This window comes from Salmonella sp. 741265116_PST, from assembly GCF_046567715.1.
Lineage (GTDB): Bacteria > Pseudomonadota > Gammaproteobacteria > Enterobacterales > Enterobacteriaceae > Salmonella > Salmonella enterica.
On record NZ_JBKFPH010000025.1, the window covers coordinates 18,723 to 45,397 of the forward strand.

27 protein-coding genes are annotated in these 26,675 nt (G+C 52.2%); 5 read left to right on the forward strand and 22 right to left on the reverse strand.

The window, feature by feature from the left end; translation table 11 throughout:
- Positions 1 to 8: 8 nt before the first annotated feature.
- The 3 genes from ACLD11_RS16540 to dagR form a co-directional block, all read right to left on the reverse strand.
- On the reverse strand, positions 9 to 494 hold the full coding sequence (locus tag ACLD11_RS16540; protein WP_001284295.1) for a PTS system mannose/fructose/N-acetylgalactosamine-transporter subunit IIB: 486 nt from the start codon (positions 492 to 494) through the stop codon (positions 9 to 11).
- Positions 495 to 504: 10 nt separating this feature from the next.
- The gene (locus ACLD11_RS16545) at positions 505 to 930 is read right to left on the reverse strand and encodes a PTS sugar transporter subunit IIA (protein WP_000214106.1); all 426 of its coding nucleotides are present in this window, start codon (positions 928 to 930) and stop codon (positions 505 to 507) included.
- Between the two features lie 218 nt (positions 931 to 1,148).
- Positions 1,149 to 3,947, reverse strand: a complete 2,799-nt coding sequence (gene dagR / locus ACLD11_RS16550) for a transcriptional regulator DagR (RefSeq protein ID WP_079944087.1) — start codon at positions 3,945 to 3,947, stop codon at positions 1,149 to 1,151.
- A gap of 196 nt (positions 3,948 to 4,143) precedes the next feature.
- On the opposite strand from dagR, the gene ACLD11_RS16555 reads away from it, so the two are divergent.
- Together ACLD11_RS16555 and ACLD11_RS16560 are read left to right on the forward strand one after the other, a co-directional pair.
- Positions 4,144 to 4,437 (forward strand): YicS family protein, encoded by a 294-nt coding sequence (locus ACLD11_RS16555; RefSeq protein WP_079944086.1) that lies wholly within the window; start codon positions 4,144 to 4,146, stop codon positions 4,435 to 4,437.
- A gap of 105 nt (positions 4,438 to 4,542) precedes the next feature.
- Positions 4,543 to 5,925, forward strand: a complete 1,383-nt coding sequence (locus tag ACLD11_RS16560; protein WP_079944085.1) for a glycoside hydrolase family 1 protein — start codon at positions 4,543 to 4,545, stop codon at positions 5,923 to 5,925.
- Positions 5,926 to 5,984: 59 nt separating this feature from the next.
- On the opposite strand, the gene nepI is transcribed toward ACLD11_RS16560, so the two are convergent.
- Entirely contained in the window at positions 5,985 to 7,178 is a 1,194-nt protein-coding gene (gene nepI, locus ACLD11_RS16565; RefSeq protein ID WP_001004798.1) for a purine ribonucleoside efflux pump NepI, read from the reverse strand.
- A 215-nt stretch (positions 7,179 to 7,393) separates the two neighbouring features.
- Between nepI and ACLD11_RS16570 the strand changes: the two genes are divergently transcribed.
- The gene (locus tag ACLD11_RS16570) at positions 7,394 to 7,753 is read left to right on the forward strand and encodes a type II toxin-antitoxin system RelE/ParE family toxin (protein WP_001217953.1); all 360 of its coding nucleotides are present in this window, start codon (positions 7,394 to 7,396) and stop codon (positions 7,751 to 7,753) included.
- Positions 7,737 to 8,060, forward strand: a complete 324-nt coding sequence (locus ACLD11_RS16575) for a helix-turn-helix domain-containing protein (protein ID WP_001274841.1) — start codon at positions 7,737 to 7,739, stop codon at positions 8,058 to 8,060. Before ACLD11_RS16570 ends, ACLD11_RS16575 begins: the two co-directional genes overlap by 17 nt.
- A gap of 90 nt (positions 8,061 to 8,150) precedes the next feature.
- Here ACLD11_RS16575 and ACLD11_RS16580 read toward each other — a convergent pair whose 3' ends face one another.
- The 15 genes from ACLD11_RS16580 to rbsK form a co-directional block, all read right to left on the reverse strand.
- Positions 8,151 to 8,420 carry an HPr family phosphocarrier protein gene (locus tag ACLD11_RS16580; RefSeq protein WP_000621026.1) on the reverse strand — a complete coding sequence of 90 codons (270 nt, stop codon included), beginning with the start codon at positions 8,418 to 8,420 and terminating at the stop codon, positions 8,151 to 8,153.
- 9 nt (positions 8,421 to 8,429) lie between these two features.
- Positions 8,430 to 9,290: a class II aldolase gene (locus ACLD11_RS16585; protein WP_001131798.1), complete on the reverse strand. Its 861-nt coding sequence runs from the start codon at positions 9,288 to 9,290 to the stop codon at positions 8,430 to 8,432.
- A gap of 62 nt (positions 9,291 to 9,352) precedes the next feature.
- A complete protein-coding gene (locus tag ACLD11_RS16590) occupies positions 9,353 to 10,837 on the reverse strand; it encodes an FGGY-family carbohydrate kinase (RefSeq protein WP_411015129.1) in 1,485 nt (494 codons plus the stop codon).
- Positions 10,830 to 12,188: a PTS galactitol transporter subunit IIC gene (locus tag ACLD11_RS16595; RefSeq protein WP_000997825.1), complete on the reverse strand. Its 1,359-nt coding sequence runs from the start codon at positions 12,186 to 12,188 to the stop codon at positions 10,830 to 10,832. The genes ACLD11_RS16590 and ACLD11_RS16595 overlap by 8 nt, the downstream gene beginning before the upstream one ends.
- A gap of 75 nt (positions 12,189 to 12,263) precedes the next feature.
- Positions 12,264 to 12,551, reverse strand: a complete 288-nt coding sequence (locus ACLD11_RS16600; protein WP_000041396.1) for a PTS sugar transporter subunit IIB — start codon at positions 12,549 to 12,551, stop codon at positions 12,264 to 12,266.
- Positions 12,548 to 13,021 (reverse strand): PTS sugar transporter subunit IIA, encoded by a 474-nt coding sequence (locus ACLD11_RS16605; RefSeq protein ID WP_001152237.1) that lies wholly within the window; start codon positions 13,019 to 13,021, stop codon positions 12,548 to 12,550. Before ACLD11_RS16605 ends, ACLD11_RS16600 begins: the two co-directional genes overlap by 4 nt.
- A gap of 17 nt (positions 13,022 to 13,038) precedes the next feature.
- Positions 13,039 to 13,782, reverse strand: a complete 744-nt coding sequence (locus tag ACLD11_RS16610) for a GntR family transcriptional regulator (RefSeq protein WP_000854957.1) — start codon at positions 13,780 to 13,782, stop codon at positions 13,039 to 13,041.
- Between the two features lie 352 nt (positions 13,783 to 14,134).
- Positions 14,135 to 14,587 carry a DUF1198 domain-containing protein gene (locus tag ACLD11_RS16615; RefSeq protein WP_001519640.1) on the reverse strand — a complete coding sequence of 151 codons (453 nt, stop codon included), beginning with the start codon at positions 14,585 to 14,587 and terminating at the stop codon, positions 14,135 to 14,137.
- A 192-nt stretch (positions 14,588 to 14,779) separates the two neighbouring features.
- Positions 14,780 to 16,171 carry a hexose-6-phosphate:phosphate antiporter gene (gene uhpT / locus ACLD11_RS16620; protein WP_000879181.1) on the reverse strand — a complete coding sequence of 464 codons (1,392 nt, stop codon included), beginning with the start codon at positions 16,169 to 16,171 and terminating at the stop codon, positions 14,780 to 14,782.
- Positions 16,172 to 16,313: 142 nt separating this feature from the next.
- Positions 16,314 to 17,642, reverse strand: coding sequence for an MFS transporter (locus tag ACLD11_RS16625; RefSeq protein ID WP_000948164.1), 1,329 nt, complete (start codon positions 17,640 to 17,642; stop codon positions 16,314 to 16,316).
- A 9-nt stretch (positions 17,643 to 17,651) separates the two neighbouring features.
- Entirely contained in the window at positions 17,652 to 19,154 is a 1,503-nt protein-coding gene (uhpB, locus tag ACLD11_RS16630) for a signal transduction histidine-protein kinase/phosphatase UhpB (protein ID WP_001091247.1), read from the reverse strand.
- Positions 19,154 to 19,744 carry a transcriptional regulator UhpA gene (gene uhpA, locus ACLD11_RS16635; protein WP_000633672.1) on the reverse strand — a complete coding sequence of 197 codons (591 nt, stop codon included), beginning with the start codon at positions 19,742 to 19,744 and terminating at the stop codon, positions 19,154 to 19,156. Before uhpA ends, uhpB begins: the two co-directional genes overlap by 1 nt.
- Positions 19,745 to 19,818: 74 nt before the next feature.
- A complete protein-coding gene (locus tag ACLD11_RS16640) occupies positions 19,819 to 20,832 on the reverse strand; it encodes an aldose 1-epimerase family protein (RefSeq protein ID WP_082331252.1) in 1,014 nt (337 codons plus the stop codon).
- 11 nt (positions 20,833 to 20,843) lie between these two features.
- Entirely contained in the window at positions 20,844 to 22,160 is a 1,317-nt protein-coding gene (gene fucP / locus ACLD11_RS16645) for an L-fucose:H+ symporter permease (RefSeq protein ID WP_000998359.1), read from the reverse strand.
- A 30-nt stretch (positions 22,161 to 22,190) separates the two neighbouring features.
- Positions 22,191 to 23,111 (reverse strand): ribokinase, encoded by a 921-nt coding sequence (gene rbsK / locus ACLD11_RS16650; RefSeq protein WP_023227699.1) that lies wholly within the window; start codon positions 23,109 to 23,111, stop codon positions 22,191 to 22,193.
- Positions 23,112 to 23,424: 313 nt separating this feature from the next.
- Here rbsK and ACLD11_RS16655 point away from each other — a divergent pair, with 313 nt between their 5' ends.
- Positions 23,425 to 24,210: a DeoR family transcriptional regulator gene (locus ACLD11_RS16655; RefSeq protein WP_000448642.1), complete on the forward strand. Its 786-nt coding sequence runs from the start codon at positions 23,425 to 23,427 to the stop codon at positions 24,208 to 24,210.
- 1 nt (position 24,211) lies between these two features.
- On the opposite strand, the gene ilvN is transcribed toward ACLD11_RS16655, so the two are convergent.
- The 3 genes from ilvN to ivbL all read right to left on the reverse strand — a co-directional run bounded on the left by ilvN (position 24,212) and on the right by ivbL (position 26,399).
- Positions 24,212 to 24,502: an acetolactate synthase small subunit gene (gene ilvN / locus ACLD11_RS16660; RefSeq protein ID WP_001171826.1), complete on the reverse strand. Its 291-nt coding sequence runs from the start codon at positions 24,500 to 24,502 to the stop codon at positions 24,212 to 24,214.
- Positions 24,503 to 24,505: 3 nt separating this feature from the next.
- Positions 24,506 to 26,194, reverse strand: a complete 1,689-nt coding sequence (gene ilvB / locus ACLD11_RS16665) for an acetolactate synthase large subunit (RefSeq protein ID WP_000168439.1) — start codon at positions 26,192 to 26,194, stop codon at positions 24,506 to 24,508.
- Positions 26,195 to 26,300: 106 nt separating this feature from the next.
- On the reverse strand, positions 26,301 to 26,399 hold the full coding sequence (gene ivbL, locus ACLD11_RS16670) for an ilvB operon leader peptide IvbL (protein ID WP_001541152.1): 99 nt from the start codon (positions 26,397 to 26,399) through the stop codon (positions 26,301 to 26,303).
- Positions 26,400 to 26,675: the final 276 nt, after the last annotated feature.

Genomic DNA, 26,675 nt, shown 5'->3' on the forward strand with positions numbered 1-26,675 from the left:
TTAAAGGGTTAGAATTTTTTCAGGATATCGTCGAGCGGCTGCGGCTTATCTTCCGGGATGGTCTGGAAAAATACCTGAACGCCACGGTTTTTCAGGTCGTTAAGAATGCCGACGTCTTTTTCATCCAGCGTAATATTCTGAAAAACCGCCTTGCGGTTTGGCCCGCCGCCGAGACCGCCAACCTGAATGCGAGTGACGTCAAAGCCCAGTTGTATGGCGTCCTGCACCGCCGCCAGTGAGGGAAAAAGCACCAGCACGTTACCGTCGCCAAGCTGATTTTCTTTCCATGCGGCGGCAAAACTCTGGTTGCCGAAGCAATCCACTTTGATATTTGGCGGCGCGGCCATCAGGTAGATATTTTTCATAAACGGATCGGCATCCAGTTCATCACTCACAACGGCTATCCGGTTCGCCTGAGATTGTCCGACCCACTTCGTGACAACCTGCCCATGAATGAGACGGCTGTCGATGCGGCATAAAACGATATTGGCCATGATGTTTTCCTTAGAGTGATTGTTGTAGCTGACGTACATGGGCGACCACATCCAGGCAGCTACTGCGCCCGGCCTCAACTAACTCATCCACGCAGGCGGTTAGCATCCCTTGTTCGCGCCTGTCCAGCGCCTCCAGCAGTAGCGACGCATTCAGTCCGGCAATCACCGCCACCGGATAATCGGCGCTTAGCCGCGCCGCGACGTTGGACGTCGTGCCGCCGACAAAATCCGTCAGGATCAGCGAGCCTTCCGGCAGCGTTTTCACCACGGCCTCGACGCGTTGATAAAACTCGCCCAGCGTATCGACAGGCATTAGCGCGATTTCCGTCACGCCTTTAATTTCGCCCGTGACCATACGCAGGCTGTTGCAAAGCGGTTGTCCCCAGCCGCCATGCGTCAGCAGCAGGATGTGGGGCAACGGTTGTGTGGTAGTCAAAATGGCCTCCTGGCGCAATTACATGAGAACACCGGCATATATTGCCCGGTGGCACTGCGCTTACCGGGCCTACAGGACACTCCCGGTAGGCCGAATAAGGCGTTTACGCCGCTATCCGGCATAACGCATCATCAGAAGAGCAAAGGTTGTGCCAGAATTTGTGTCACGTGAGGAAGAAGAAAGGTCTGGCGAGGCGCGAAGCCCCGCCAGTAAAAGGATTAGCTATAGAGCAGTTCGTAGATATAAAAATATTCCGCATCCGATAAACGGATGGCGTAGGCGTCTTCGATCGGCAGAAAAGCGGATTTGATGACACTAAACGCGCGCGCGTCCAGATTCGGCTGACTTTCCAGCGCCATCTGTAACGGTTTTCGGTTAATCACAATACGCTCTACCATACAGCAGCAGTGGATCAGGAAGCGCAGTGTCACCTGGCGGCTTGGTTTCAGGGAAAGCGAAGACGTCAGATGGTTAAAAACGCCCTCCATCTCTTTCAGAATACGCTGCGGGTTAAGCACGGAAATATGGTTGATGATGCTCTCCATCGTTAGCGCGCTGATAAAGCGCATGGCGCTGCGCTCCATCTCCAGACGGCGTTCAGCGTTGGACAGATCGGGCGTTAACAGGCTCAACACCAGTTCCGGCCCTTGTTCGGAGAAAAGCTCTTCCAGCGAAATAAACGGAATATCCGGCAGCCCCGGCTGGAAAGTGCCGACAATCCCCGCCAGCCGCTCGCTGGCATTCAATGCCTGCTGAACGCGCTCCAGACTACGTACCTCGTTATAATCAAGGATCACCATCCTGGTATCTTGCGACATCAGTTCGCCAAAGCTCTCCTCCAGCACCTTTTTGATTTTTTCCGCCGTTCCCATGCCGGTAATACAGGAGATGACCAGCACTTTGCCGCCGTTCTCCTGCTGCGGCGTACAAAGCTGGCAGGGGATATTTTTACTCTGCAGGAGCGCCGTCAACTGTGGTAAGTCGCTGGTTTCATAGCTTAAATCCAGCCCGACTTCCAGCAGACTGGTCAGCGTGATGTTCGGCATGAGCAAAACATCTATCTGGAATAACTTACTGATCGTACTGCCGAAATGGATTAATGAACCGATGTCCACCAACAGGATAAGCCGCCGATATTGGCGGGTTTGAATCATTTGGGTCAGCGTTTCCAGCGTGTCATGTACCGACTGCTCAAACGGCATGTCGATGGCGCTGAACAGCTCGCGCTCCAGCACACGGTTGACATATTGCGCCTGACTGGTGGCGGTGGTCGCGCCGTGGGCGATCAAAATGACCCCGCAGTCGGGGCTGGCATCGATGCGCTGACGATAATGGCGGCACTCTTTCAGGAACAGGCATAGCCAGACCACTTCCGTCGCCGGACACTGAATATGCAGCAGTTCGTTGATTTTCCGACACAGCAGCGCGGCGTTGTCATATTCGTCTTTGCAGCGATCCAGGATCAAACTGGAAGAGTAAAGCTGCGGGATCAGGCCGCGCTGCACGTAGCCTATCAGCGCCAGGAAGTGTTTACGCAGTGGGTTAACCAGATTTTCCGGCAGCGAAAAGCCCAACACCTGCTCTACGCAGCCAATCAGCAGCGTCACGCGCTCTTCAATCTGGTCGCCATAGCGCGGCGGATGCGCCACGCTGTCGCGGCTGTAGAGACCGTATTCAAAAATCGAGCTGAGTTTATTTTTCAGGATCGCCAGCGTCTCCGCCGGGGGGACGTTACTGTTGCGCAAATTAACATATTCGCGCGTTAGGAAGCTGTAAAAGAGGTCGCTCTCTTCAATTTCCGCCCCGGTCGCCAGCGACGTCTTCAATGCGGGCAGCGTGCGCGCGTCTATATTTAGCCGCGCTTTACCGTCAAACAGAGTATCCACCAATAGACGCTGTTCCGGCGTCGGGTTAACCGACATCTCCGCCAGCCGTTTATCCAGCTGTAGCGTGTCGTTATGCTCGGTCATTCCCGATGCCCACGCCTGAGCGCAAAGAAACTGAATATCGCTTTTTAGCTGACCGATATTGCCTTCCAGGGGTTTATTCAGCAACCAGAGCAACAACGGTTTATCAATGCTGACCGTGCGTTCTATTTTGCGGCTTTCCCGCTGTAAGAACCCCACGATCAGTTCGATCTGTTCTTCAACGGAGCGCTGGCGAATGCCCGGTAAATCAATGCATACCTGAATACGCCGCTGGAAAGTACGTAACAGCGCCGACCCGACCGGCTCAGTAGTGGCGCAAATCAGGCGTACCGAAATTGATCGCGGCTGGCTACTCACGCCGAGCGGACGGTACTCGCCTTTATCCAGAATAGAGAACAGCTTTTCCTGCCCTTCATAAGACAGACGGTGCACCTCGTCCAGCAGCAGATAACCACCGTCCGCCTGCTCCACGAGGCCTGTTTTATGTTCATTCGCGCCGGTAAACGCCCCCTGCCGATGACCAAACAGATGCGAGGAGAGCAGTTCCGGGTTATGGGCGTATTCCGCGCAGTTAAAGTAGACCAGCGGCGGGATAGCGCCGCTCGCCTGTTCACAGGCGAAACGGTGCATCAGTTCCGCAAAAAAGGTTTTACCGACGCCGGACGGCCCGGTAAGCAGAACGTGTAAACCGTGCGGATAGAGCACCGCCGCACGGCCTTTTTCTACCGCATCGCGCAGGCTGCGATCGTAACCAATCAGGCTGGTAAACGGATCGTCGGGCGCGTAATGCTCTTCATGCGGTAGCACATCCGCCACCGACCGCACCTCGCGTTCAGACTCTTCCAGCTGTCGTCCTAGCAACGTTTCCAGCGCCTGGCGATGCAGAAAATAGACCGGGCGGCCACGGCTTTTGATTGCCAGGCCGTCATTCCATAACTGATTGAGATCTTTGCTGACGGAGTTACGCGCCAGCCCAAGATTGAAACCTATCGCCTCCGCCGTAAACGCCGTCTCCTGCGCCAAATCGGCAAGGCATAGCCCGTGCGTCAGCCGTTCCAGCTCTCCCAGTACGATCTCAATACGTCTCATTACACTACCGCTTACGAAATAAAAGAGTAGTCAGAACATACACTATTCTGCCACGCAAGAAAGTGAAGGCGCAGCGAGAAACCGCCTTCCCACTTTTGCCTGACTTCAACGCCAACGGATAGCACGCCCCGATGAGTGAACGTCGCACGGTCTATACTTACTCTTGAAAAAGTGCAAACCGATAAGGATACCGTTTATGAAACGAAAAACGCTTCTGCTTATTGCCACACTTGTCGCGCTACCGGGCGTCACGTATGCCGACTCTCCGTTTAGCTCGCTTCAGACGGCACATGAAAAAAACACGATTTTAAAGGATTTGCGCAAAATGTGTACGCCCAAAGGCGCGTTAACCGATGAAGCCTGGGAGAAAAAAATCATGGCGAGCGAGGGGAACCAGCAGCATATTCGGGAGGCGATGATCGCGATAGAGCGCAACAATCAGCATAACTACTGGCAGGCTCTCGGCAAGGTGGAATGCCCGGAGATGTAGCACACCTTTTCCGTTTTTTGGTCGCGAAAATGCGGACTGTAACCGGTTTCTGTTCGCCAAAAGCGCGTATTCTGGAGCGAATTTACGCGATCAAGGAGTACGACAATGCGATACCGTTTTCCCGATAACTTCTGGTGGGGCAGCGCCTGCTCAGCGTTGCAAACCGAAGGGGATAGTCTGAATGGCGGTAAAAGCCAGACCACGTGGGATGTGTGGTTCGAGCGCCAGCCGGGTCGTTTTCATCAGGGCATCGGTCCAGCGGAAACCTCAACGTTCTATCGCCACTGGAAGCAAGACATCGCGCTACTGAAACAGTTAAAACATAACAGTTTTCGCACCTCGCTAAGCTGGGCGCGGCTCATTCCAGACGGCGTAGGCGAGGTGAATCCACAAGCGGTGAGCTTCTACAATCACGTCATCGACGAGCTACTGGCGCAGGGCATCACGCCGTTTATTACGCTGTTCCATTTTGATATGCCGATGGTCATGCAGGAGAAAGGCGGCTGGGAAAATCGCGACGTCGTAGAGGCGTTTGGTCGGTACGCGCAAACGTGTTTTACCTTGTTTGGCGACCGCGTGAAGCACTGGTTTACCTTTAACGAGCCGATTGTGCCGGTGGAAGGCGGCTATTTGTACGACTTCCACTATCCCAATGTGGTGGATTTTAAACGTGCGGCCACCGTGGCGTACCATACCGTGCTGGCGCACTCGACCGCCGTGCGCGCCTGGCGCGCCGGGCGCTACGACGGTGAAATCGGCGTAGTGCTGAATCTGACGCCGTCCTACCCACGCTCGCAGCATCCCGCCGATGTGCAAGCCGCGCATCATGCGGATCTGTTATTCAACCGCAGTTTTCTTGACCCGGTATTAAAGGGAGAATACCCGGCGGACTTGGTGGCGCTGCTGAAAACCTATGACCAGTTGCCTGCCTGTCAGCCAGGCGACCGTCAGCTTATTGCCGACGGCAAAATCGATTTACTGGGGATTAACTATTATCAGCCGCGCCGCGTGAAATGCCGTGATACGGCTGTGAATCCGCAAGCGCCGTTTATACCGGAATGGTTATTTGACTATTACGACATGCCGGGGCGCAAGATGAACCCTTACCGCGGCTGGGAAATTTACGCGCCAGGAATTTACGACATCATCACCAACCTGCGGGATAATTACGGCAATCCGCGCTGTTTTATCTCCGAAAACGGGATGGGCGTTGAGAACGAGCAACGTTTTGTGCAAGCGGGACAAATTCACGATGATTACCGAATTGACTTTATCTCTGAGCATCTTAAATGGCTGCATAAAGGCATTAGCGAGGGCTGTCACTGTCTTGGCTACCACATGTGGACCTTTATCGATAACTGGTCATGGCTGAACGGCTATAAAAATCGCTATGGTTTTGTACAACTGGATTTAGCCACCCAAACGCGCACGGTGAAAAAAAGCGGAGAATGGTTTGCCGCCACCGCAGAGCATAACGGTTTTGATTAAGCGTTTATTATTGCCGGATAACGACTAACGTCGTATCCGGCCTACAAATGGCAGCAATATCAACTCATTGGCGTAATACGGACTTTCGCCGCCACGACTAACGCTGTCAACAGCATCAGACCGCCGGAAAGCGCCAGCGGTGAAAGCAGCCCGAAATTGTCGAGCGCATAACCGCCCACCGCCGCGCCACAGGTATTTGCCAGTTGAATCACCGCGACCTGGATGGAACCGGCTTTTTCCGCCTGATCGGCAAGGGAACGAGTGATCCACGTTGACCATCCCACCGGCACCAGCGCAAACGCCAGTCCCCAGATAATCGCTATTGCCGCCGCCACGGTTTTGTCGCTTCCCCACACAATGAGCGTCAGCGCGCTCAGCGCCAGTAGCAGCGGCGCACCGGCCAGCGCCAGTTTTACCGAACGTTTCAGGACATAAGATGAGAAAGAAGTGCCAACGAAGCTGGCAATACCAAAACTTAGCAACACCAGCGTCAGACCATCAACGTCAAAGCCCGCCAGATTCATATAGACCGGGCGAATATAGGTAAAGAAAGCGAACTGCCCGGCAAAAGACATAAAGATGGCGATCATCCCGGCCATCACGCCAGGGCGTTGCAACAGGCTAAACATATTCTGTTTCTGGTGAGAAGGTTCGCCCGGCAGCGACGGCAGTGATTTCACCACCCAGATGACGCACAGTACGCCCATCACCGCAGCGGCGTTAAAGACATTACGCCAGCCAATAATACCGCCCAAGAAACTGCCCAGCGGCGCGGCGATCACTAACGCGATGGAAACCGCGCCAAAAATCACCGACAGCGCTTTCGGCACGGTACGCGCGGGAACCAGTCGCATGGTCAGCGACGCCGACATCGCCCAGAATCCGCCCAGCGCCAACCCAAGACAGGCGCGGCCCAGCAATAGCAGCGTAAAGCTGTTGGCAAAGGAGACCATCAGACAAGAAGCCGTCAGCAAAACGGCGAACAGAATAACGATATAACGCCTGTCGGTCGCCTGAATAATCTGGGTAATGAACAGGCTGGAAAACATCGCGACAAACGCCGTAACGGTGACCGACTGACCGGCGACGCCCTCGGAGATCCCCAGATCCTGCGCCATCGGCGTCAACAGACTAACGGGCAAAAACTCAACGGTAATCAGGCAGGCGACACAAAACGCCACGGCAAAAACGGCTGACCAGTTAGGCCTGGCAACCCCATCAGCGCGGAATTTTTCTGCGATATTTTCATTCATTGTGGTTACCTGCGTCGTTTTAGTGCGGAAAATTCATGCAGTGTAACATTACAAAATGTGATCTGATTAACGTTTTAGCAACTGACATTGTTGCGCTGCATTTTGCGAGGCTGGTCGAGCGTTGAGAATTATCTTCTCTCGCTGCGTGCAAAACCAAAAGGTAAGACATAGTGTATCACCTGGTGCTATACTTTAGATTACAGGATGTCAACCTGATGCGAATCTTCAAAACCAGGTGGTTTAACAGAGAAGCGAAGTCCCACACGATAAAAGACGACGAGTTAAGCGAGGCCATCAACGCCGTACTGCAAGGAAAAGCAGATAATCTTGGCGGCGGAGTTTATAAAAAACGTCTCAATCAAAACCGCGATCGCGCAATCGTGTTGGCAAAGGGAGGCGAACATTGGTTTTACACCTTCCTGTATGCCAAACAGGATATGGCCAACATTAGCTATCGCGAACTCGCGGGTTTCCGTGAGTTAGCAAAACACTATGCTTGCCTGACCGAAGATCAGATAACGGCACTCATTAATAACAAAGAACTGGTAGAGGTGCGCCATGTCAGCAAAAACTAAATTCAAAAGCCCTGCCTTTGAAGCGATTCATAGCGCGGCATCTGGATTATTTAGCGTGGATGCCATTCCCCAGGAGACAATGCGCAGTTTTGACACGGCCTGCTTAAGCAGCATCAAAGACCTGCAGCCACTTGAAATAAAAGCGTTACGAGAAGAACTCAACGTTAGCCAGCCGGTTTTCGCTCGGTACCTGAATACCAGCGTATCAACGGTTCAAAAGTGGGAAAGCGGCGCCAAGCGTCCCAGCGGGATGTCACTGAAACTACTTAATGTTGTCCAAAAACACGGGCTAAAGGTGCTGGTATGAGGGTTTTACCGATGGTCTGTTAAGGCTATTCATACGATAATGAGTGCAGGAAGCCTCTACAACTTCCTGCGCCGTTTGACGGGAATTGCACTATACTGACTCACCAAAGCCATCAGCAAATGCAGATTTTAATTCATCCATAAAAGCCAGTTCATCCTGTCCATCACAAATTAAATCAATCATTGTGTTTCCCTTTACGCCAGCCCCCAAAATACTCATCATTCCTTTAATGGGAATTTCTTTGTCATTATTAACTAGCGTTAATGAAGACTGGTATTTTTTGACAATTTTCGCAAGCGTAGCGGCTGGCCGCGCATGAAGCCCCGTACTGTTCATAACGCGTACTTTTTGTCTAATCATATATTTTCCTTAAGAGACTTTGCGGAATGCTGAGTGATTTTTATTCATCATCTTAATTTTAGAATAAACATCATCCTCAACTGCCTGTTTTGCGTTCGCCATGACACGCGCCAGATTAGCCTCGTTGTTATTATTTACCCAAGCCTTACCAACAGTAGTAATAAAGGCTTTGCGCAAATCACTCGCAATATTCACTTTGGCTACTTTGTAATTAACAAAGCTGCGAAGAATATCCGCGTCAATACCAGAACCTCCATGAATAACCAAAGGGACCGGACTGACAGACGCGATGCGTTGTAATAGCGGGATATCAATGCGTGGGATATCTTCAAGACCATGTACATTACCAATTGACACTGCCAGCATGTCGCACCCTGTCTCCTCAACAAAGCGCTGAACCTTCTCAGGTTCAGTTTTGCAGTCAGCCTCGCTGACATGATCATCTTCCTTACCCAGAATAGCGCCTAATTCCGCTTCGACGGGAACACCAAATGATTTACAGAAATCGACAGCTTCTCGGGTAAATGCAATATTTTCTTCGAACGGTAGCGCCGCGCCATCAATCATTACTGAGGTAAATCCGGCCCGGACAGCCTGCTTAACATCTTCCAGAGTTTTCCCATGATCCAGATGCAGGCTGACAGGAATATCCATTTTGTCGGCATGTCGCTTAACTATTTCATAAATGTAATCGTAACCTGAAAGCTGTGCATTAGTAGGAGCAATTTGAATAAAATTGGGCAATCCGGAACGTTCTATTGCATTAAGAATGGAAATTGTTGTCTCCAGGTTCGTTGTATTAAATGCACCCGCAAGGACATGTTTTTCCTGAATACAATTGAGCAGGATCCTACCATTGACTAAAGGCATATTAACTCCAGATATTTATGTGAGCAGTGTAAGTAAATTATCGAACTATTGAGTTATCACAATCATTCACCAATAAGCGCCCCTTCTTGCCGCAGTTTAAATTGGTAAAATGACAGCCATTGCTGCTGATATATTTTCAACTTTGCAGAACGAACCGCGTCAGGAAAATATCGCTCAGCCACAGGAACAGTCGGGGGGACAACATTCGGACAGGCTATCAACAATGCTCCAAGGGAGACGGTTTCATCAAAAGCAATGGCCTCAATTGGACACTGGAGGATGTCAGCCTTCAACTGGAGCCAGTATGGGTTTTTCACCGCAGGGCCAATGACTTTTACTGTCCTGCCCGCCGGGATATTAAAGCACCCGTGACAGTGTGCAAACTCCATCGCCAGGCCAATAAAGACACTCTCAAGCAGAGACTCCGGAGGAAGTGAATCCGTCAGACCAAAAAGCAGGCCACGGGTGTGCCGATTTTTATTTGGCGAACCCGAGCCCCGCAAATGAGGAATAAATACCGGCACATGCTCGACAGACCAGGAAGGTTTGAGGTATTGCTCCATGGCTTTTTCCAGGCCTGCGCTTATTTCCTTATCAGTTAAACGAAAGGTTTTTTTCACCCATTCAAGCGCATAACCGCCGACAGGCAGAGAAGCGAAAAGCGTGAAAAATTCACCATCGGAGTAACAACCATTTGCCAGCTTATCCCTGCGAGCCTGCACACCAAGCGTTGGCTGTGTATTCAGCAGTAAAATACCCTCTGTCGTGCCGGTAGAATTCAGCACATCGCCCGGTTGCATCTGTAATGCGCGGGCACCGACCATATGATCGTGCCCGGCCAGGGTAACTTTTACCTCATGAGAGAAGCCCAATTCCTCTCTAAGCGTTGCCGTCACCCATCCGGCCACTTCACCTGGCTTTATCAACGGAGCCAGTACACCGAACGGTATGCCGAGAATCCCGGCAGCATTACGAGACCAGGTACGGCGAGCAATGTCCAGACACAACGTTCTACTGGCCAGGGATATTTCCGTCTTTTTCGCACCTGTCATTCGCCACAACAACACTTCTGGTGCATGTAACCAGCAGATATCTTTTCTTTCATGCAAGGAGTAATTATCAAGCAACCATCTCATTTTAAATGCTGAGTAATTACTGTGAGGTGGCAATCCCGTTATAGAATACAGTTCTTCAGCCTCTGCCTTGCTTAATGACGAGAGATAAGATTCACCACGTCGATCATACCAGGCCAGCATCGGGGTAAGAATGACGCCCTCCTTATCCACAAAGACGCCAGACTCACCGAAACTCGCAATACTGATATTTTTTACCGGAAACGGTACTGAAGCCACCAGTTCAGCCATTACCAGTCGCAGTGCCTGCCACAGCGCTTCGATATCGAAATCTACCTCGCCTTTGTCCGACGATATTGTTGGCGTCGGAAACTTGCGGACTTCCAGAACTGACGCGTCATGACAGGAATAGCAGCTGACTTTGCAGTTAGTTGTACCAATGTCAATGACAAGCGCTGCGTGGTAATCAGGCATAGACCGTTCCTTTTGTCAGGCGAAAAACACCATAAATAACCAGCGCAAGCACAGGAATCAGCCCGATAGCAATAATATTTCCGTTGAAAATTTCAAGCAGCCAGAAACGGAAGGGGTTACCGCCATCAAGGAAGCTTGATACCTGACCACTTGACCCCTCAGCCATTTTGAAATTGACATCTTTAGCCATACCGGTAATAAATGGCGCAATTTTGGTCGCAATCCACAAGTCGGCGACAATAACAGGAATTGCGGTTATCACAGCCCGGAAAATATTGCCACGACATGCCAGTACAATCATGGAAGCCATGACTGCCAGGTTCGCAAGGTCTCCGAGTGGCAGGACTTTATTGCCAGGAAGAAGGAATGCAATAAAGACAGAGATGGGTGTCAGAATCAGTGCTGTAGATATAATGGCTGGGTTACCTACTGCTACCGCGATATCCAGTCCGATAAAGAGATCATCACGGCCAGGATATTTGGCATTCAAATATTTCTTAATGGCTTCAGACAGAGGTAATAAACCTTCCATCAAAATTCGTACCATACGCGGAAGAATGAACATGACACCGCCAATGCTGATCCCCAGCAACAGGATATGTTTAAAGTCATACCCGGCAATGATGCCCAACAAGACCCCCAGAATAGTACCCACCATCATAGGCTCGCCGAAGATTCCCATTTTTTTCTGAACGTTTTCCGGATCAATATGAATACGGTTAACACCAGGGATCTTGTCGATAATTTTGTCGAACAGCAATCCAATTGGAAAGAAGACGACAGATGACAGGGTCGGAAGTGAAATACCTTCCAGACCGAAGTACTTTGCCACTAATGGCGCTGACCAGTCCGCCAGTTTGAGAACCACGATCGCGGCAATAGCGGCTGCGGACAGACCCAAAACAAAACTCCCTGTGCTGTAGTAAACCAGCGTTCCAGCCAAGGCAAAGTGCCAGTAGTTCCACATGTCGACATCAACAGTACGTGTCTTATTCAGGGCCAGCATGGCGACATTAATCAGCATCGTCAGTGGAATGACAAAGGGTGCGATTGGTGAGCCCCAGGTAATTGCGGCCAATGGTGGCCAGCCTAAATCGACAACAGGAAGGCTAATACCAGTTCGCTCAACCATTGCCTGTGCAGCCGGGCCTACGTTGCTGGTAAGTATGTCAAAGATGGCATAAATTCCGACAAACCCTATTCCGACAATTAACGATGAGCGAAGTGCTTTAGCGGGTTTTACTTTGAAGAACAATGCCAGGAAAAAAAGGACCAGCGGCAATAAAACCGTTGGGCCAAACCCCAGGACATATTGCACAACGGTATAGAGAGTATGTGCTATATCATTCATATCCGACCTCTTATTCAGATGTGACCAGACCTCGCGTTAGCGCCTGGGTAATTTATCTGTTTTTTATTTATGAAATCAGGCTTGGCCTTTAAGGATTGAAACTATTTTTTCAAGAACTTTATCTTCACCTACTCCGGTAATGATTGGCAGGCCACTAACAACCGGAATATCCAGTTCATAAGGAACTTTCGTTGTTGATACAACCAAAGCTGCACCATCGGTATTGTTTGGCAATGAGGCTACATTAGTTTGTGAATAATTAACATCAAGCCCATTGTCTTTACAATATTCCATTACTTTTTCTGCCACAGCCGTGGAAGTAGCAACACCCGTTGCGCAAACAAATAGTATCATTTTACTCATACTTCACCTCTTTCAGATATGCGTGTGTAAATTGACTGATAAATTTCATCATCATTCATGACCAGTAACTGCTGCATAAAATCCTCATCCTGGATCACATCCATAATCCAACCCAGTACGTTGAGCTGCTTATTGCTTTCACCTAAAGCAAGCATAAACACCACCCTGACAGGTACGGGATCTGGTTCCCCGCCCATATCTTCGAAATTGACGGGTTCTGCCAGTATTCCAACGCTAATGGCGTTTTGGCGAACATACCTGTGATCAGTATGTGGAATAGCGACACCTACAGGCTCAACCGGTAGACCCGTTGGAAAATTCTGTTCTCGCGTAATGACGTGATCGGCAAAATCAGATACAACCATACCATCGTTAATTAACGGACTGGCAAGAGCCTTGATTATGTCATTCTGACTCACCTCTTTAGGGAGGTGGCGAACATAATGACGGCGAAAATGAATATCCTGCATAGATTCCTCTTTGCTAGTTAGGCATCCAGGCGCTGTAAAATAGTGCCAAGATAATATTTATTACCTTTTAACCAGACGTTACCAAAATCAATGGCCAATCCACTAGAGAAAAATACCAACTGTTCCAAATGCAAAACAGGTGCGTCTTCACCAATATCAAGATAATGGCCTCGCTCATTACCAATTAATTTGGCTGCGTAACGGCTTTCAGAAAAACTTATTTTCTTATCAGATAATCTTTCTATTGCTGAAAATAAATTCTCCCTGGTAAAATCTACATCAATAATACCGGGGCAGAGATCAATGTTGATACGATTTTCAATCAACATGACTTTTTCATCGCCAATACAACGAAGGCGTTTAAGAAATAAAACATCTTGTCCCGGTTTGATACTCAGTTTCTCTGCTACAAAGCGGTTAGCGGGCTCCAGTCGGGAGGTTATAACACTGGTTGTGAAGTTTATCTTCTGGCTGGCTAAGGCTTCAGCAAAGGAGAGCAAACCTTCACCCAGTGGGTAAGCAACATTTTCCTTCTTTACGAAAGTTCCTTTACCCTGCACTTGCACAAGAACACCTTCCCGGACAAGTTGGTCAACCGCTTTTTTAACGGTACCACGACTCACCTCCAGCATATCCATGATTTGAAACTCTGAAGGTATCCGGTCATCCTCAACTAATTCTCCGCTATAAATACTTTCCCTTATCCACTCCACAACCTGTTGATACAGTGGGATGTGTGAACTTTTACTCAATGTTTTCATGGTGCGCGCCTAAACATTTAGAGTTGTCTATAGACAATCATGTACAACTTCGAGTTTATGATAAGAAATTTTGAGACAGGAGGTATGGCAAGGAGTCACAGTTTTAGTGTTCAAAACAAGATCACATTTCCGTGATATATGTCACGGAAATGATGAGCTATAAGTCTCTGATGTTTTGGCGTCGTTAGCGGTTATTCGGTGCGTTACTTCTGTGGTTCACCCTTAGCAAATACGATGGCGGCTACGCTTTATTTGGCTAACGATGAATCGCGCCATCCGGCCGTTAATCGTGGCTCGCCGCCCTTGCCAGCCTCATTCATCTCGTCTTTTGTTAACGAGATAGTGAAGAGTATCAATGCAGCCAGTGGACACCCTCTTCCGGCTGAAAAAAGGCGTTATAGCGCAGTTGAAACGCGTTGATCTCCTGCATATCGGGTTCCATTTCGCGCAAAAAGCCCAGCGCCAGCCGTACCTGCGTATCGGTGATCGGCGCAGCTAAACGCGCTTTTTGCAGCAACCGATGCCACCGCTGCAAATTCTGATCGCCGCCATCGACAATCACCATTTGCCAGATAAGTAACACCTGAGCGGCATTTTGCAAATGCGACTCATCAGGGCGATGCAGATACTGTAAAAACTCACCGCCCGCCGTTTTACCCATCTGATCAATCATCGATTCTATCGGCACTACATCAATATTCAGCCGTTCGCTCAGGCGGCGAATCGCCCGGCGGGTATCCGATGTCAGCACCCGAAAACCCACAATAAACACCACCACAAACGTGGCCAGAATCAACCAAATCATGCGCACATCCGTCACCAAACAGGATGCCCATCATAACGGTAAATTTATAACTGTCGACGTTCTGGCCTGTCAGGATGTGATTTATTAACGCCTGTCTTCATTTACGCCAGACGCCGGATATCCTGTCTGACGAACGCAAGGCATAAAAAAGCCCGGCGTTAAGCCGGGCAAAGCGTTACCAAATGCACACATTTAAGCGATATTGACTTGCTGAATTTTTTTCTCACGGCGGATTTTGCGCTCTTCCATCACGGCGACCATCGCCATCAGGCAGATACAGCCGATCGCGGCGGCGTCCAGCGCGGCGAAGGTGCCCGCCCAGCCGGTCAGCCCAAAAACGGGGGTGCCGTCGGCAATCATGCCCAGACCCAGCTTGGCAAAGCTATCGCCGATAAGATAAGCAAAGGTTCCCTTGATACCGTCCGCAGCGCCGATGGCTTTTTTCGGTACGAAACCGACTGCCGCCACGCCAATTAACAGCTGCGGCCCAAACACCAGGAAACCGAGCGCGAACAGCGAGGCCAGATAGACATACTGGTTGCTGGCGTGCTGGTAGACGCCGAGGGTGGCGATGATTAACGCCAGCGCCACACAGGCTACCAGCGCACGACGACCGTTCGCCAGGTCAGAGAGCCAGCCCCACAGCAACGTGCCGACCAGCGCGCCCACTTCAAACAAGGTAAAGCCCTGAATCGCCACCTCTTTAGAAAGTTTCAGTTCCTGGAAGGCGTAGACGGTTGACCACTGGTCGATACCAATACGTACCACATACAGGAAGATATTGGAGAAACACAGCAGCCAGATCACTTTGTTTTTCAATACATATTCAACAAAGATCTGCCACTTGGTCATTTCGTTTTCTTCAGTCTCTTTATCCTCTTCGCTGATCTCTTCGCCGAACAGTTCTTCAGCTTTACCCAGACCGTAAGACTCCGGGGAGTCGCTGCCAAAACGCAGACCGATAAAGCCAACAATCAGCGCGATAATCGACGGGAAGATAAACATGCCGATGACGTGACCGTCGAACAGGTAGTTGGCGCCGAACAGCGCCACGCCTGCCGCGCCCGCGCCGCCGAGGTTGTGGGAGATATTCCAGAAGCCGAGAAAGGTGCCGCGTTTACGACGCGGAGTCCATTTGGTGATGGTCGAGTAGCTGCACGATCCGCCGGTACTCTGGAAGAAACCGCTCAGGGCATAGAAAGCGATCATCAGAAACAGACTGGTTGACCCCGCGCCCATGCTGGCGCTGAAGCCGAGCATACAGATAGCGGAGAGGATCAACATAAACGGTAGAAACTGCTTGGTATTTTTACCGTCAGCGTAGTAGGAAACCAGCGTTTTCCCCACGCCGTAGGTGATCGAGAAGCCCAGGCCAATCATCCCCAGCTCGGTCATGCTCAACCCGTAGGTAGAGATCATGTCGTTCTGCGCGATGTTAAAGTTTTTGCGGATCAGGTACATGGTCAGGTAGCCGATAAAAACCACCAGATAGGACTGCATGAACGGCTTGAACCACATTTTACGCCGCACATCGAGCGGCAGATCCAGGGTCGGCTTGCGCACCTGGTTTAAGAAGGCCAGCATGGATTACTCCTGAGCTAATTTTTATACCTGCGAATGGCAGGCATTGTAAAAATCCACAGGAAAAGGGGCCTGCGACAGCGTCCAGGCAAAACCGGGAAAATTTCTTAGTTTTGCCCCATTCAGCGCAAAAAGGTGAGGTGCATCACGCTTCGCTGGTCTCGCGCGGGGCCTGGGCGTTCAGAAATGGCAGCAGCAATAGCGCGGAGATCCCCGCCGCGATGGCGATGACCGCAAAAAAACCGGTCCAGTGCCAGATCTCCAGCACTTTCGCTAACGGCCAGCCGGAAAGCGACGCGCCGAGATAGGCGAACAGGCCAACAAAGCCGGTGGCCGCGCCCGCCGCCTCTTTATGCGAGCACTCCGCCGCCGCCATGCCAATGAGCATCTGCGGGCCGAAAACAAAGAAACCGGTGGTGAAGAAACAGGCCGCCTGCATCACGTAACTGGCGAACGGCATCAGCCACAGCGAACCCACAGAGAGCAGAATCCCGGCGGCGAAGATTAAATTCATCGGTCCGCGGTTGCCGTTGAAGAGTTTGTCCGAGCCCCAGCCCGCCACCAGCGCGCCGATAAATCCCCCCAGCTCAAACATCGATACTGCCGTGTTGGCCGTGACCAAATCCACGCCCAGCGTCTCGGACATATACAGGTTGCCCCAGTCATTGATCGCCGCGCGCACCACGTACACTAAGACGTAACACAGCGAAAGCAGCCAGATATAGGGATTCAACAGCACATATTTAGCGAGGATTTCTTTGCGGCTTAGCCCCGCGCCCTCTTGCTGTTGGGCGACCTCCAGCGCATCGTGCCGCCAGTCGCCTACCGGCGGTAAACCAATCGCCTGCGGACGGTCGCGCAGCCGCCAGCAGAGGACCATGCCCACCCCGATGGCAAGCAATCCGGCCACCATCATCCCGACACGCCAGCCATAATGCAGGGCGACAGCGGCCATAACGAGAGGGATCAGCGCCCCGCCGACATTGTGCGCGGTGTTCCATAACGCCCACCAGCCGCCGCGTTCGGTACGCGAGTACCAGGCGGTCAGCAAACGGGCGCAAACCGGCGATCCAAACCCCTGGAAAAAGGCATTCAACGCCCATAGCAGAGCAAAGGCCCACAGCGAGGTCGAGAAGCCGAACAGAATATTCACTACGCCGGTCGCAATCAGCCCGATGCCCATAAAATAGCGAGCGTTAGAGCGATCGCTAACGATGCCGGAAACAAATTTCGACACCCCGTAGGTGATGTAAAACAGCGTCGCCAGCAGGCCGATATCGCTGCGACTCAGAATGCCGCTGGCAAGGATTTCCGGCGCGGCGGCGTTAAAGCTTTTACGGGTGAAATAGAACAGCGCGTAACCCAACCAAATGGTGATCAGGATGTGCCGCCGCCAGTAGCGATAGCGGGCGTCAACCTCGTGCTTATCGGTGATGAGCGGCGCGTTGGCCGGGGCTTTTAAAAACGAAAGCATTATCCTTCCTTAAACGTAACGCTGGGGCAACGAGACGCTCACCCGCGTACCGTGGGTACAAGAGATGGTTAGCGTCCCGCCGAGCGCCGACACGCGTTCGCGCATTCCGGTCAGGCCGAAGCCCTGCTGCTGAGAGCCCGGCGGCAGGCCGCTGCCGTCATCCTCAATCACCAACATCAGCCGCTCATCCTGCTGCCAGCCCTGGAGCGTCACCGCGCTGGCATTGGCATGTTTTACGATGTTATTCAGCCCTTCCTGACAGACGCGAAACAGCGTCACGCGCTGACTTTCACTCAACGCCGTTTCGTCAATTCGCCAGTCGAGGTGACTGACAATACCGCGGCTTTCCAGCTCCATTTCGCGCAGCAGCGAACGGATGGCCTGCGCCAGCGTTAAGTCGTCTAGCTGGCGCGGGCGCAAGCGCCCCAGCAGGCGACGCACGGCGTCATACACGCCCAGCGAAAGCTGCTCGATAAGTTGCCCGCTCTGCTTCACGCCGCCGTTATCCGCCGCCAGTCGTTGCACAATGCCCGCCTGGGTTCGAATCGCGGTGATGGTCTGCCCGATGTCATCGTGCAGCTCACGCGCAACATCGCGCCGCACGCTCTCTTCGGTCTCCAGAAGACGCTCCGCCAGCCGATGGTTGCGCGCCAGCTCCTTTTGCAACGACTGGTTCAGCTCGCGCAGACGCTGAATGCCCGCGCCAAGCAGTAGCCCGGTCAGGCTTTGCGCCAACAGCGAAAGTAATAAATCGACGGGATGATCGTGCCAGGTCTGGCTGGCGATCAGCGCGATAGCGTTCATCAGTGTGGCAATGAGCGCGCCCTGCCAGCCATAATGCCAGGCGAGCGCGATAATCGGCAACGCCAGGCAGAACGGCGTAAAGCGCGAAAGTTCAGCAGGTAACCCCAGTTGCAGCCACAGACTGACGATAAACAGCAGCAGATACCAGATCAGATGCCGCCCGCGCCAGTTTACCGGCTGCGATACCAGCGATGGTCCCAGCGGCAGCCAGGTAGTGCTGGTGAGATAGTGCCAGAAAACCAGGCAGATGGGGGCCAGCGTCAGCCCCCCCGTGAGGGTCAGCAGTAGCGCGTTCCATGCCGCTTCCCCCTGCCCCAGCCAGGGCAGGGATTGCAGTAGCGCCGCGGCGGTGAGGGCCGCGCCCTGAAGCAATAACGTGCGCCAGTCGCGCTGATGGCGGTAACGCGAAGTCAGCGCCACGGGCAGTAGCGTCAACACACCACCGATCATCAAAAGCGGCAGATGGGCCAGCGCAACTTCCTGCGCTAACCAGTACACCAGTAGCCACTCCGCGCCCAGCAATACTGGCCAGTATCCACGCGGGCATTGCAGCATAAGTCCCAGGCGCAGGCCGAAGGGAAAGAGCAGCGCCGCCAGCTCCGGGCGCTCTACCAGATGCAGGCTGATGCTCCACAGGCAGAACCACGCGGCGGAGAAAATAAAAAAGCAGGCAGCAACGGTGATTAAACGGGAAAAAAAGGTGTTCATTACCAACCGTCAAACATGCGATGCGCCAGTTCAACGTCATTGCTGACGCCTAATTTTTCCAGCAGATTCGCGCGATGGACATGCACCGTTTTTGGCGACAGCCCCAGCTCGGCGGCAATCTCTTTTACCGCCATACCCTGGGCGAGTTTTTCCGCCACCTGACGCTCGCGTTTGGTCAGCGGATCTTGCCGACCCGCCGCCAGTTTCACGGCAATATCGGGGGTCAAATAGCAGCCGCCCGTCGCCACCGTATGCACCGCGGCGATCAGCTCATCCGGACTACAGCGTTTAGAGAGAAAACCGCGCGCGCCGGCGTTCAACGCCTGTTCCACCAGCGCCGGGCTATCGTGAACCGAGAGCATGATCGTCGCCATCCCTTTTGGCAGTTGGCTTAGCAGCTCCAGTCCGGAAATATCCGGCATCGAGATATCGCAGATACACACCTGTACGCCGCGCCCCGGTAAGCCTGCCAACGCTTCGCGCCCGGAACCAAACTCAGCGACCACCTGCAAATCAGGTTCCAGCCCCAGTAGCTGTGCAAAGCCGGAGCGGACGATAAGGTGGTCGTCGATAAGGGCAACGGTGATCATGGGTTCTGTCCTGATGGATAAAAAAAACGCGCTTACCTTAACGATAAGCGCGCGGCTGTTCAAGCCTTGAGCGGTCAGACAATGCCTGTCGTGACGGTGAACGTCCGGGTTTGCTGCGGTTCCAGTTGAAGCAAGGTTCCATTTCGCTGCGCCGCGAGAAAACCTTCAGGCCGACAGGTCGCGGGCAGGGCAAAGGCGGCAACCTGCTGATCGCCGTTATAAAGAATCCAGCGGGTCACGTAATTCAGCTCCGCGCTGGCGAAACGTGTCACGAACGTGGTGCCATCCGGGGCGATCATACTGAATTCCGGGGTATCCGTGTACTTGTCCAGTTCATCGGCGAAGAACACGATTTCCGGGTCGTAAAAGCCAGGCTCGTTGAGCGTTGCCAGCGAGGCTTCACCCTGCAAAAGTCGTTGATTAAACGCCAGCCACTGCGCCGTGGGTTTGACATGCGCCGGCACCGACTCGCGTAGCTTCAGCGCGGTATCCGGGATATTCTGGCGGAACGTGGCGTTCGGCACATAGGCATAGTTCATGTGGCACATGTACTGTAGCGGCATGGCGACTGAAGCCAGGTTAGTCACGGTCATCTGAATATCAAACAGCGCGCTTGATTTACGCATCACCACCGCAGGTTGCGCCTGATAATGATGACCGAACCCCATCACATACTCGTAGCGACCGGTCACGCGCAGACTGTCACCCTCTAACTCCAGCCAGGCGTCGTCCATGGCAGCGCAGGGCATCTCGCCGTGCAGCGGATGTGTATCTTCCGGCGACGGGCAGCCATTCGCCAATAGTCCGGAATGGAAAGCAAAGCAACCATACGTTGCCACCACTTCCGCAGCCGGCTTCGGCTGGCGGAACATGTTGCGCATAGTCAGGTCATGACCGTCAAACTGCGCGTCCCAAATCATCTGCCCCATCCAGGGCAGAATCACCAGATGACCGCGGCTGTTTTGTATTTTCAATCCTTCCACGCCGCTGGCGTAACGAAACGCCGTAACCGTAAAATCGTCATTTTCCAGCAAGATACGCGGCTGCTCGCTAAAAAGCTCCCGCCATAATGTAATACGTGTTGTCATGGTTGATCTCCTCAGGACGCGGCGACTTCAGCCAGGTTGCCGCGCACTTTGCTTTCGCGCCAGAAGTAAACGCCAACGTAAACAAAGCACAGCATGGAAACCAGGAATGAGAGCTGTAACGAGTGGAACATGTCCGCCACGTAGCCCTGAATCGCGGGAACCACCGCCGCGCCGACAATCGCCATCACGATCACCGCCCCCGCCATTTCGGTATGCTCGTTATCGACGGTATCGAGCGTTCCGGCATAAATGGTCGCCCAGCAGGGGCCAAACAGAACACTGACCAGCACCGCCACGTATACCGCGCTAAAGCTGGGCGCCAGCGCTACATAGGCCAGGAACAGCGCGCCGATCACAGAGTAAAGGATCAGGACTTTTTCCGGGTTAAAGCGCGTCATCAGAATGTTGGCGATAAACTTGCCGATAAAAAAGCAGGCGAAGCTGTAGACCATAAAGGTTGAGGCATCGCGCTCATTGATATCGCCTAATTCCAGCGCCAGACGGATAGTGAACGACCAGACCGCCACCTGCATTCCCACATACAGGAACTGCGCCACAATACCGCGACGGAAACGGGCGTTGCTGGCGAGATAGCGTAACGTATCCAGCGCCGAAGGGCGTTTATGACTCGCGGTTTGCGCGACTTTACAGGTCGGGAAACGCGTCAGCAGGAACAGTACCATCACCACTACCAGAACCATAATCATGTACTTATAGGGTTCCAGAGTGTTTTCCAGCATCAGCACCTTGAAGTTGTGGACTTGCTCAGCATTCATGCCCGCCATCTGTTTTTCCAGGCTTTCCCCTTCGGAAAAGACCAGATATTTACCCAATAAAATGCCTGCCGCCGCGCCGATCGGATAAAAGGTCTGGCTGATATTCAGCCGCAGCGTGGCGTAGGCTTTCGGCCCGATCATCGAACTGTAGGTATTCGCCGCCGTTTCCAGGAAACTCAGGCCAATCGCAATGGCGAAAATCGCCGCGAGGAACATGGTGTAGGTCGCCATGTGCGACGCCGGGAAAAAGAGCGTACAGCCGACAATGTATAGCGTCAGGCCGATAAGTATCGCCACTTTATAACTGGTTTTTTTAATGACCAGCGAGGCCGGAATAGCAATTAAAAAATAACCGCCATAAAAGGCGCTTTGTACTAATGCCGAAGCAAAGTTGCTCAGCGAAAATACACTTTTAAATTGCGTAATCAGAATATCATTTAACGCGGCTGCGCATCCCCATAATGGGAATAAACAGGATAACAAAATAAACTGGAACAGAGGTGTCTTATTCAGATACCCGTCGGGCATCTGAACGATGTTTTTATCGTTCATAGTGCTACCTTTAACAGTGCAGGGTGATTGTTATTCGTTCAACGAAAGATACTCATTAAATTGCTCAATACTTGGATAAGAGGATTGGGTGCCTTTCCCGGTGACGCTGAAAGCGGCAAAGAGAACGGCTTTTTTCATGGCGGCTTCCACATCCCCGCTCTGGACATAATAATGCGCGAAACAGCCGATAAAGGCATCGCCCGCGCCGCTGGTATCAACAGCGCTCACTCTAAACGCCGGGACATGGACTTCCTGGTCACGCGTCATCCACAGCGCGCCTTTCTCACCCATGGTGACAATAATATTGTTCAGCCCTTTATCCACCAGCGAACGTGCCGCTGCGCGGATATGGTCATAGGTATCCACTGGCATACCGGTTAATATTTCCAGCTCGGTTTCATTGGGTACAAAGAAATCGCATTTACAGGCATAAGACATATCTAATTCCCGTAATGCTGGCGCAGGATTTAATAACACTTCAATCCCGTGTTTCTTGCCAAATTCTATTGCGTGATAAACCGTTTCAAGCTGAACTTCCAGTTGCAGAACAATAAGCTGGCATTTTTTTAAATCTTCCGCCGCGCGATCGATATCTTCCGGCGAGAGAAACTTGTTAGCGCCTTTGATGATCAGAATGCTGTTGCTGGAGTTGGCGTTGACGAAAATCGGCGCTACGCCGCTGCTGGTACACGGTACTTTTTCTACATACGTCGTATTGATCCCCCAGGATTCGAGATTACGAATGGTGTTGTCGGCAAAAATATCGTCGCCCACTTTGGTCAACATCAATACTTTCGAATTGAGCTTAGCGGCCGCCACGGCCTGGTTCGCCCCTTTTCCGCCGCAGCCGATTTTAAACGCCGGCGCTTCCAGAGTTTCCCCTTCTTTGGGCATCTGGTTGGTGTAAGTGATAAGGTCCACCATGTTAGAGCCAATAACCGCGATATCCATTTTACTCCCTCTCAGAAATCGTCACACGACAATGATATTAAAATAACATTATCATGTTACTTCCGTATCATTTGTGACTATGATCGCGATTAGAGGATCATTTTGCCATTTACTTCGTGAACAATCCCTGGCGGAACAAATCATTTTTATGGTTACAATTTACTGAAAATTAACTATTTATTGTTATAAAACGCGAATAAACCCACTTTTATTTCCTGACGGCCAGACGTATAGTAGTGCCACACTGTAATGTTCTCAGAAACACATAAATGTTACTGATGGAACATAACAACATGATTTGCGGAGAGGGTGAATGGAGACCAAGCAAAAAGAACGTATCCGACGCTTGATGGAGTTACTGAAAAAGACCGATCGAATCCATCTGAAAGACGCCGCGCGGATGCTGGAAGTTTCGGTGATGACCATTCGCCGCGATCTCAGCCAGGATGATGACCCTTTACCGCTGACGCTGCTCGGCGGCTATATCGTCATGGTAAATAAGCCTACGTCTTCAACCAATATGCCGCTGCCGGCGAAAAAGACGCATCATAGGGACGACCTTCCCGTTGCGATCCTGGCCGCCGGCCTGGTGCGTGAAAACGATTTGGTTTTTTTTGATAACGGTCCGGAAATGCCATTAGTTATCAGCATGATACCGGATGATATTACCTTTACCGGGATTTGCTACTCGCATCGGGTATTTATCGCGCTGAATGAAAAGCCTAATGCCACGGCGATTCTGTGCGGCGGCACCTATCGGGCCAAGAGCGATGCCTTTTATGATGCCAATAATCCTTCGGCGCTGGATTCGCTCAATCCGCGCAAAGTGTTTATTTCCGCCAGCGGCGTACATGAACATTTTGGCGTGAGCTGGTTTAACCCGGATGATCTTGCCGCCAAACGTAAAGCGATGGAGCGCGGTCTGCGCAAAATTTTGCTGGCGCGTCACGCCCTGTTTGATGAGGTCGCGCCTGCCAGCATTGGTCCGCTTTCTGCCTTTGATGTCCTGATTAGCGATCGCCCATTACCGACAGATTATGCCGTTCACTGTCGGAATGGTTCCGTCAAAGTCATCACGCCTGATTCGGAAAGTGAATAACTTACTCAAAAAAGACGGCAATTTTATTGAACATGGTGGGATCGGACTGGTTTCGTACCACCTTCGCCACGTCTTCCAGTTTATCGATCTGACTGATCATCTGTTCAAGCCGCTGATCGTCATTGACCAGAAGCCAGATGCGGCTCTGATCGCTACCCTGAATCGGTAAACAGAGAATACCCTCAACGTTGAAAGCGCGTCGGGCGAACAGCCCGCAGACGTGGGTCATCACGCCAGGATGGTTGCGAACGGTCAGCTCCAGAATAACGTTATCATGTGATTGTTTCTGCATGGCTTATTCCCCCACCATCTCTGTATTTGCCGCGCCCGGCGGCACCATCGGATACACTTTTTCTTCCGCATCAATGCGCACGTGGATCAACGCCGGTCCAGGACGACGAATGATAGCCTGCAACGCCGCCTGCGGATCGGCTTCGTTATTCAAATCACAGGTATCCAGACCAAACCCGGCGGCAATCTGCATAAAATTGATGCTTCCCGGATAGGTTGCCGCAAAAACGCCCTGTTTATAGAACAGACTCTGTTGCTGATGTACCAGTCCCAGCGCGTCGTTATTCATCAGGATAATTTTCACATCCAACTGGTTTTCACTGGCGGTAGCCATCTCCTGAATATTCATCATCAAACTACCGTCGCCGGAAAAACACAGCACCTTGTTGCCCGGATTCGCCAGCGCCGCGCCAATCGCCGCGGGCAGACCAAACCCCATGGTGCCCAGCCCGCCGGAAGTCAGCCACTGACGCGGACGGTTGAGCGGATAAGCCTGCGCGGTCCACATCTGATGCTGACCTACGTCAGTGGTAATAATCGCGTTGTCGTCCACACAGGCGGCGACCGCATTAATCAGCCCATAGTGACTAAGCGGGTTATTTTCCTGGGGAATACTGCAAGGGAATTCTTGCTGCAAGTCCGCCACCAACTGATGCCATGCTTCCCGCGGCTGTGCCTCGATATGGGGAATTAACTGTGCCAGTACATCATCGACATCCGCCTGAATAGCCACATGCGGCTGCTTAATTTTGCCTAACTCGGCGCGATCGATATCCACATGGATGATTTTGGCGTTCGGACAAAACTGCTCCGTTTTGCCAATCGCCCGGTCATCAAAACGCGCGCCCAGGACAATCAGTAAATCGGCCTCTTGCAGAATAAAATTGGTACTGCGCGCGCCGTGCATCCCCAGCATTCCTAACGACAGCGGATGCGCCTTAGGCAGCATTCCCAGCGCCATTAAGGTCATTGTCGTCGGCAGTTGCGCTTTTTCCGCCAGTTCGCGCACGCGTGTCGGCGCATTGATCACGCCGCCGCCCAGATACAGCACCGGACGCTTCGCCGCGTTAATCATTGCGGCGGCCTCGCGGATACTCTCCGCGCTAAACTCCGGCGGGGGTGATTTTTCCGCCGGCGACGGCAACGCATCCAGCTCAATTGTCGCCGTCTGCACATCTTTAGGAACGTCTATCCACACCGGGCCAGGACGCCCCGACTGCGCCAGACGAAAAGCATCGCTCATCACCTGAGGCAGCTCGTTGATATTTCTGACCAGATAGTTGTGCTTGGTGATGGGGATAGAGATACCGTAGGTATCCACTTCCTGAAACGCGTCAGTACCGATCATGGACGCCGGAACCTGCCCGGTAATGCAGATTAACGGAATGGAATCCAGGCGCGCATCGGCAATGGCCGTGACCAGATTGGTCGCGCCCGGCCCGCTACAGGCCATACAAACAGCAGGTTTACCCTCCGTCCGCGCCATCCCCTGCGCAATAAACCCCGCGCCTTGTTCGTGGCGCGCCAGAATATGACGGATTTGCGTGCTTTGGCTTAACGCGTCGTAAACGGGGAGGATCGAACCGCCGGGAATGCCGGTGACGATACGAATCCCCTGACGCTCCAGAAAATGAACAATGAATTCCGCGCCCGTAAAGCGCTGAGGTGTAGATGTTGTGCCCGAACTTGCCATGCTCCATTCCTTTTATTCTGAGCCGACGTTCCGGGAAGGTGTCTTAAACAAAAAACCCCGCCCGGTTTGCGCCGGCGGGGTTTTGGAATCGTGTGTGTTCCGGACCCTACGGCGCATTGCCGACGACCACCACCACACGCACGACGACCACTGCGCGAGATGGCGCAGTTGTTAGTAGGGTCGCGTTCAGCATGGAAGGGTTCATTAGGGGCCTTGTCTGTTTGTTATTAACACGTTTTATACAAGCACAGCGCTTTCAGCATGACAACGGAAAAATTTTCATCTGCACAAAAATGCTTCAGCGATCACATTTTTCTACGAATTTACACGCTTTGAGTATAGGCGTGATAAGCGTAGCGCCCTCCGGTAATCGCCGGGATTGATGATCACGCGTTTCACAATGCCGGAAAACAAAAAACCTCGCCGAAGCGAGGTTCTTACAGCGTAATGCGGGTGGTAGCCGCGAAGCACACTGTGTTAT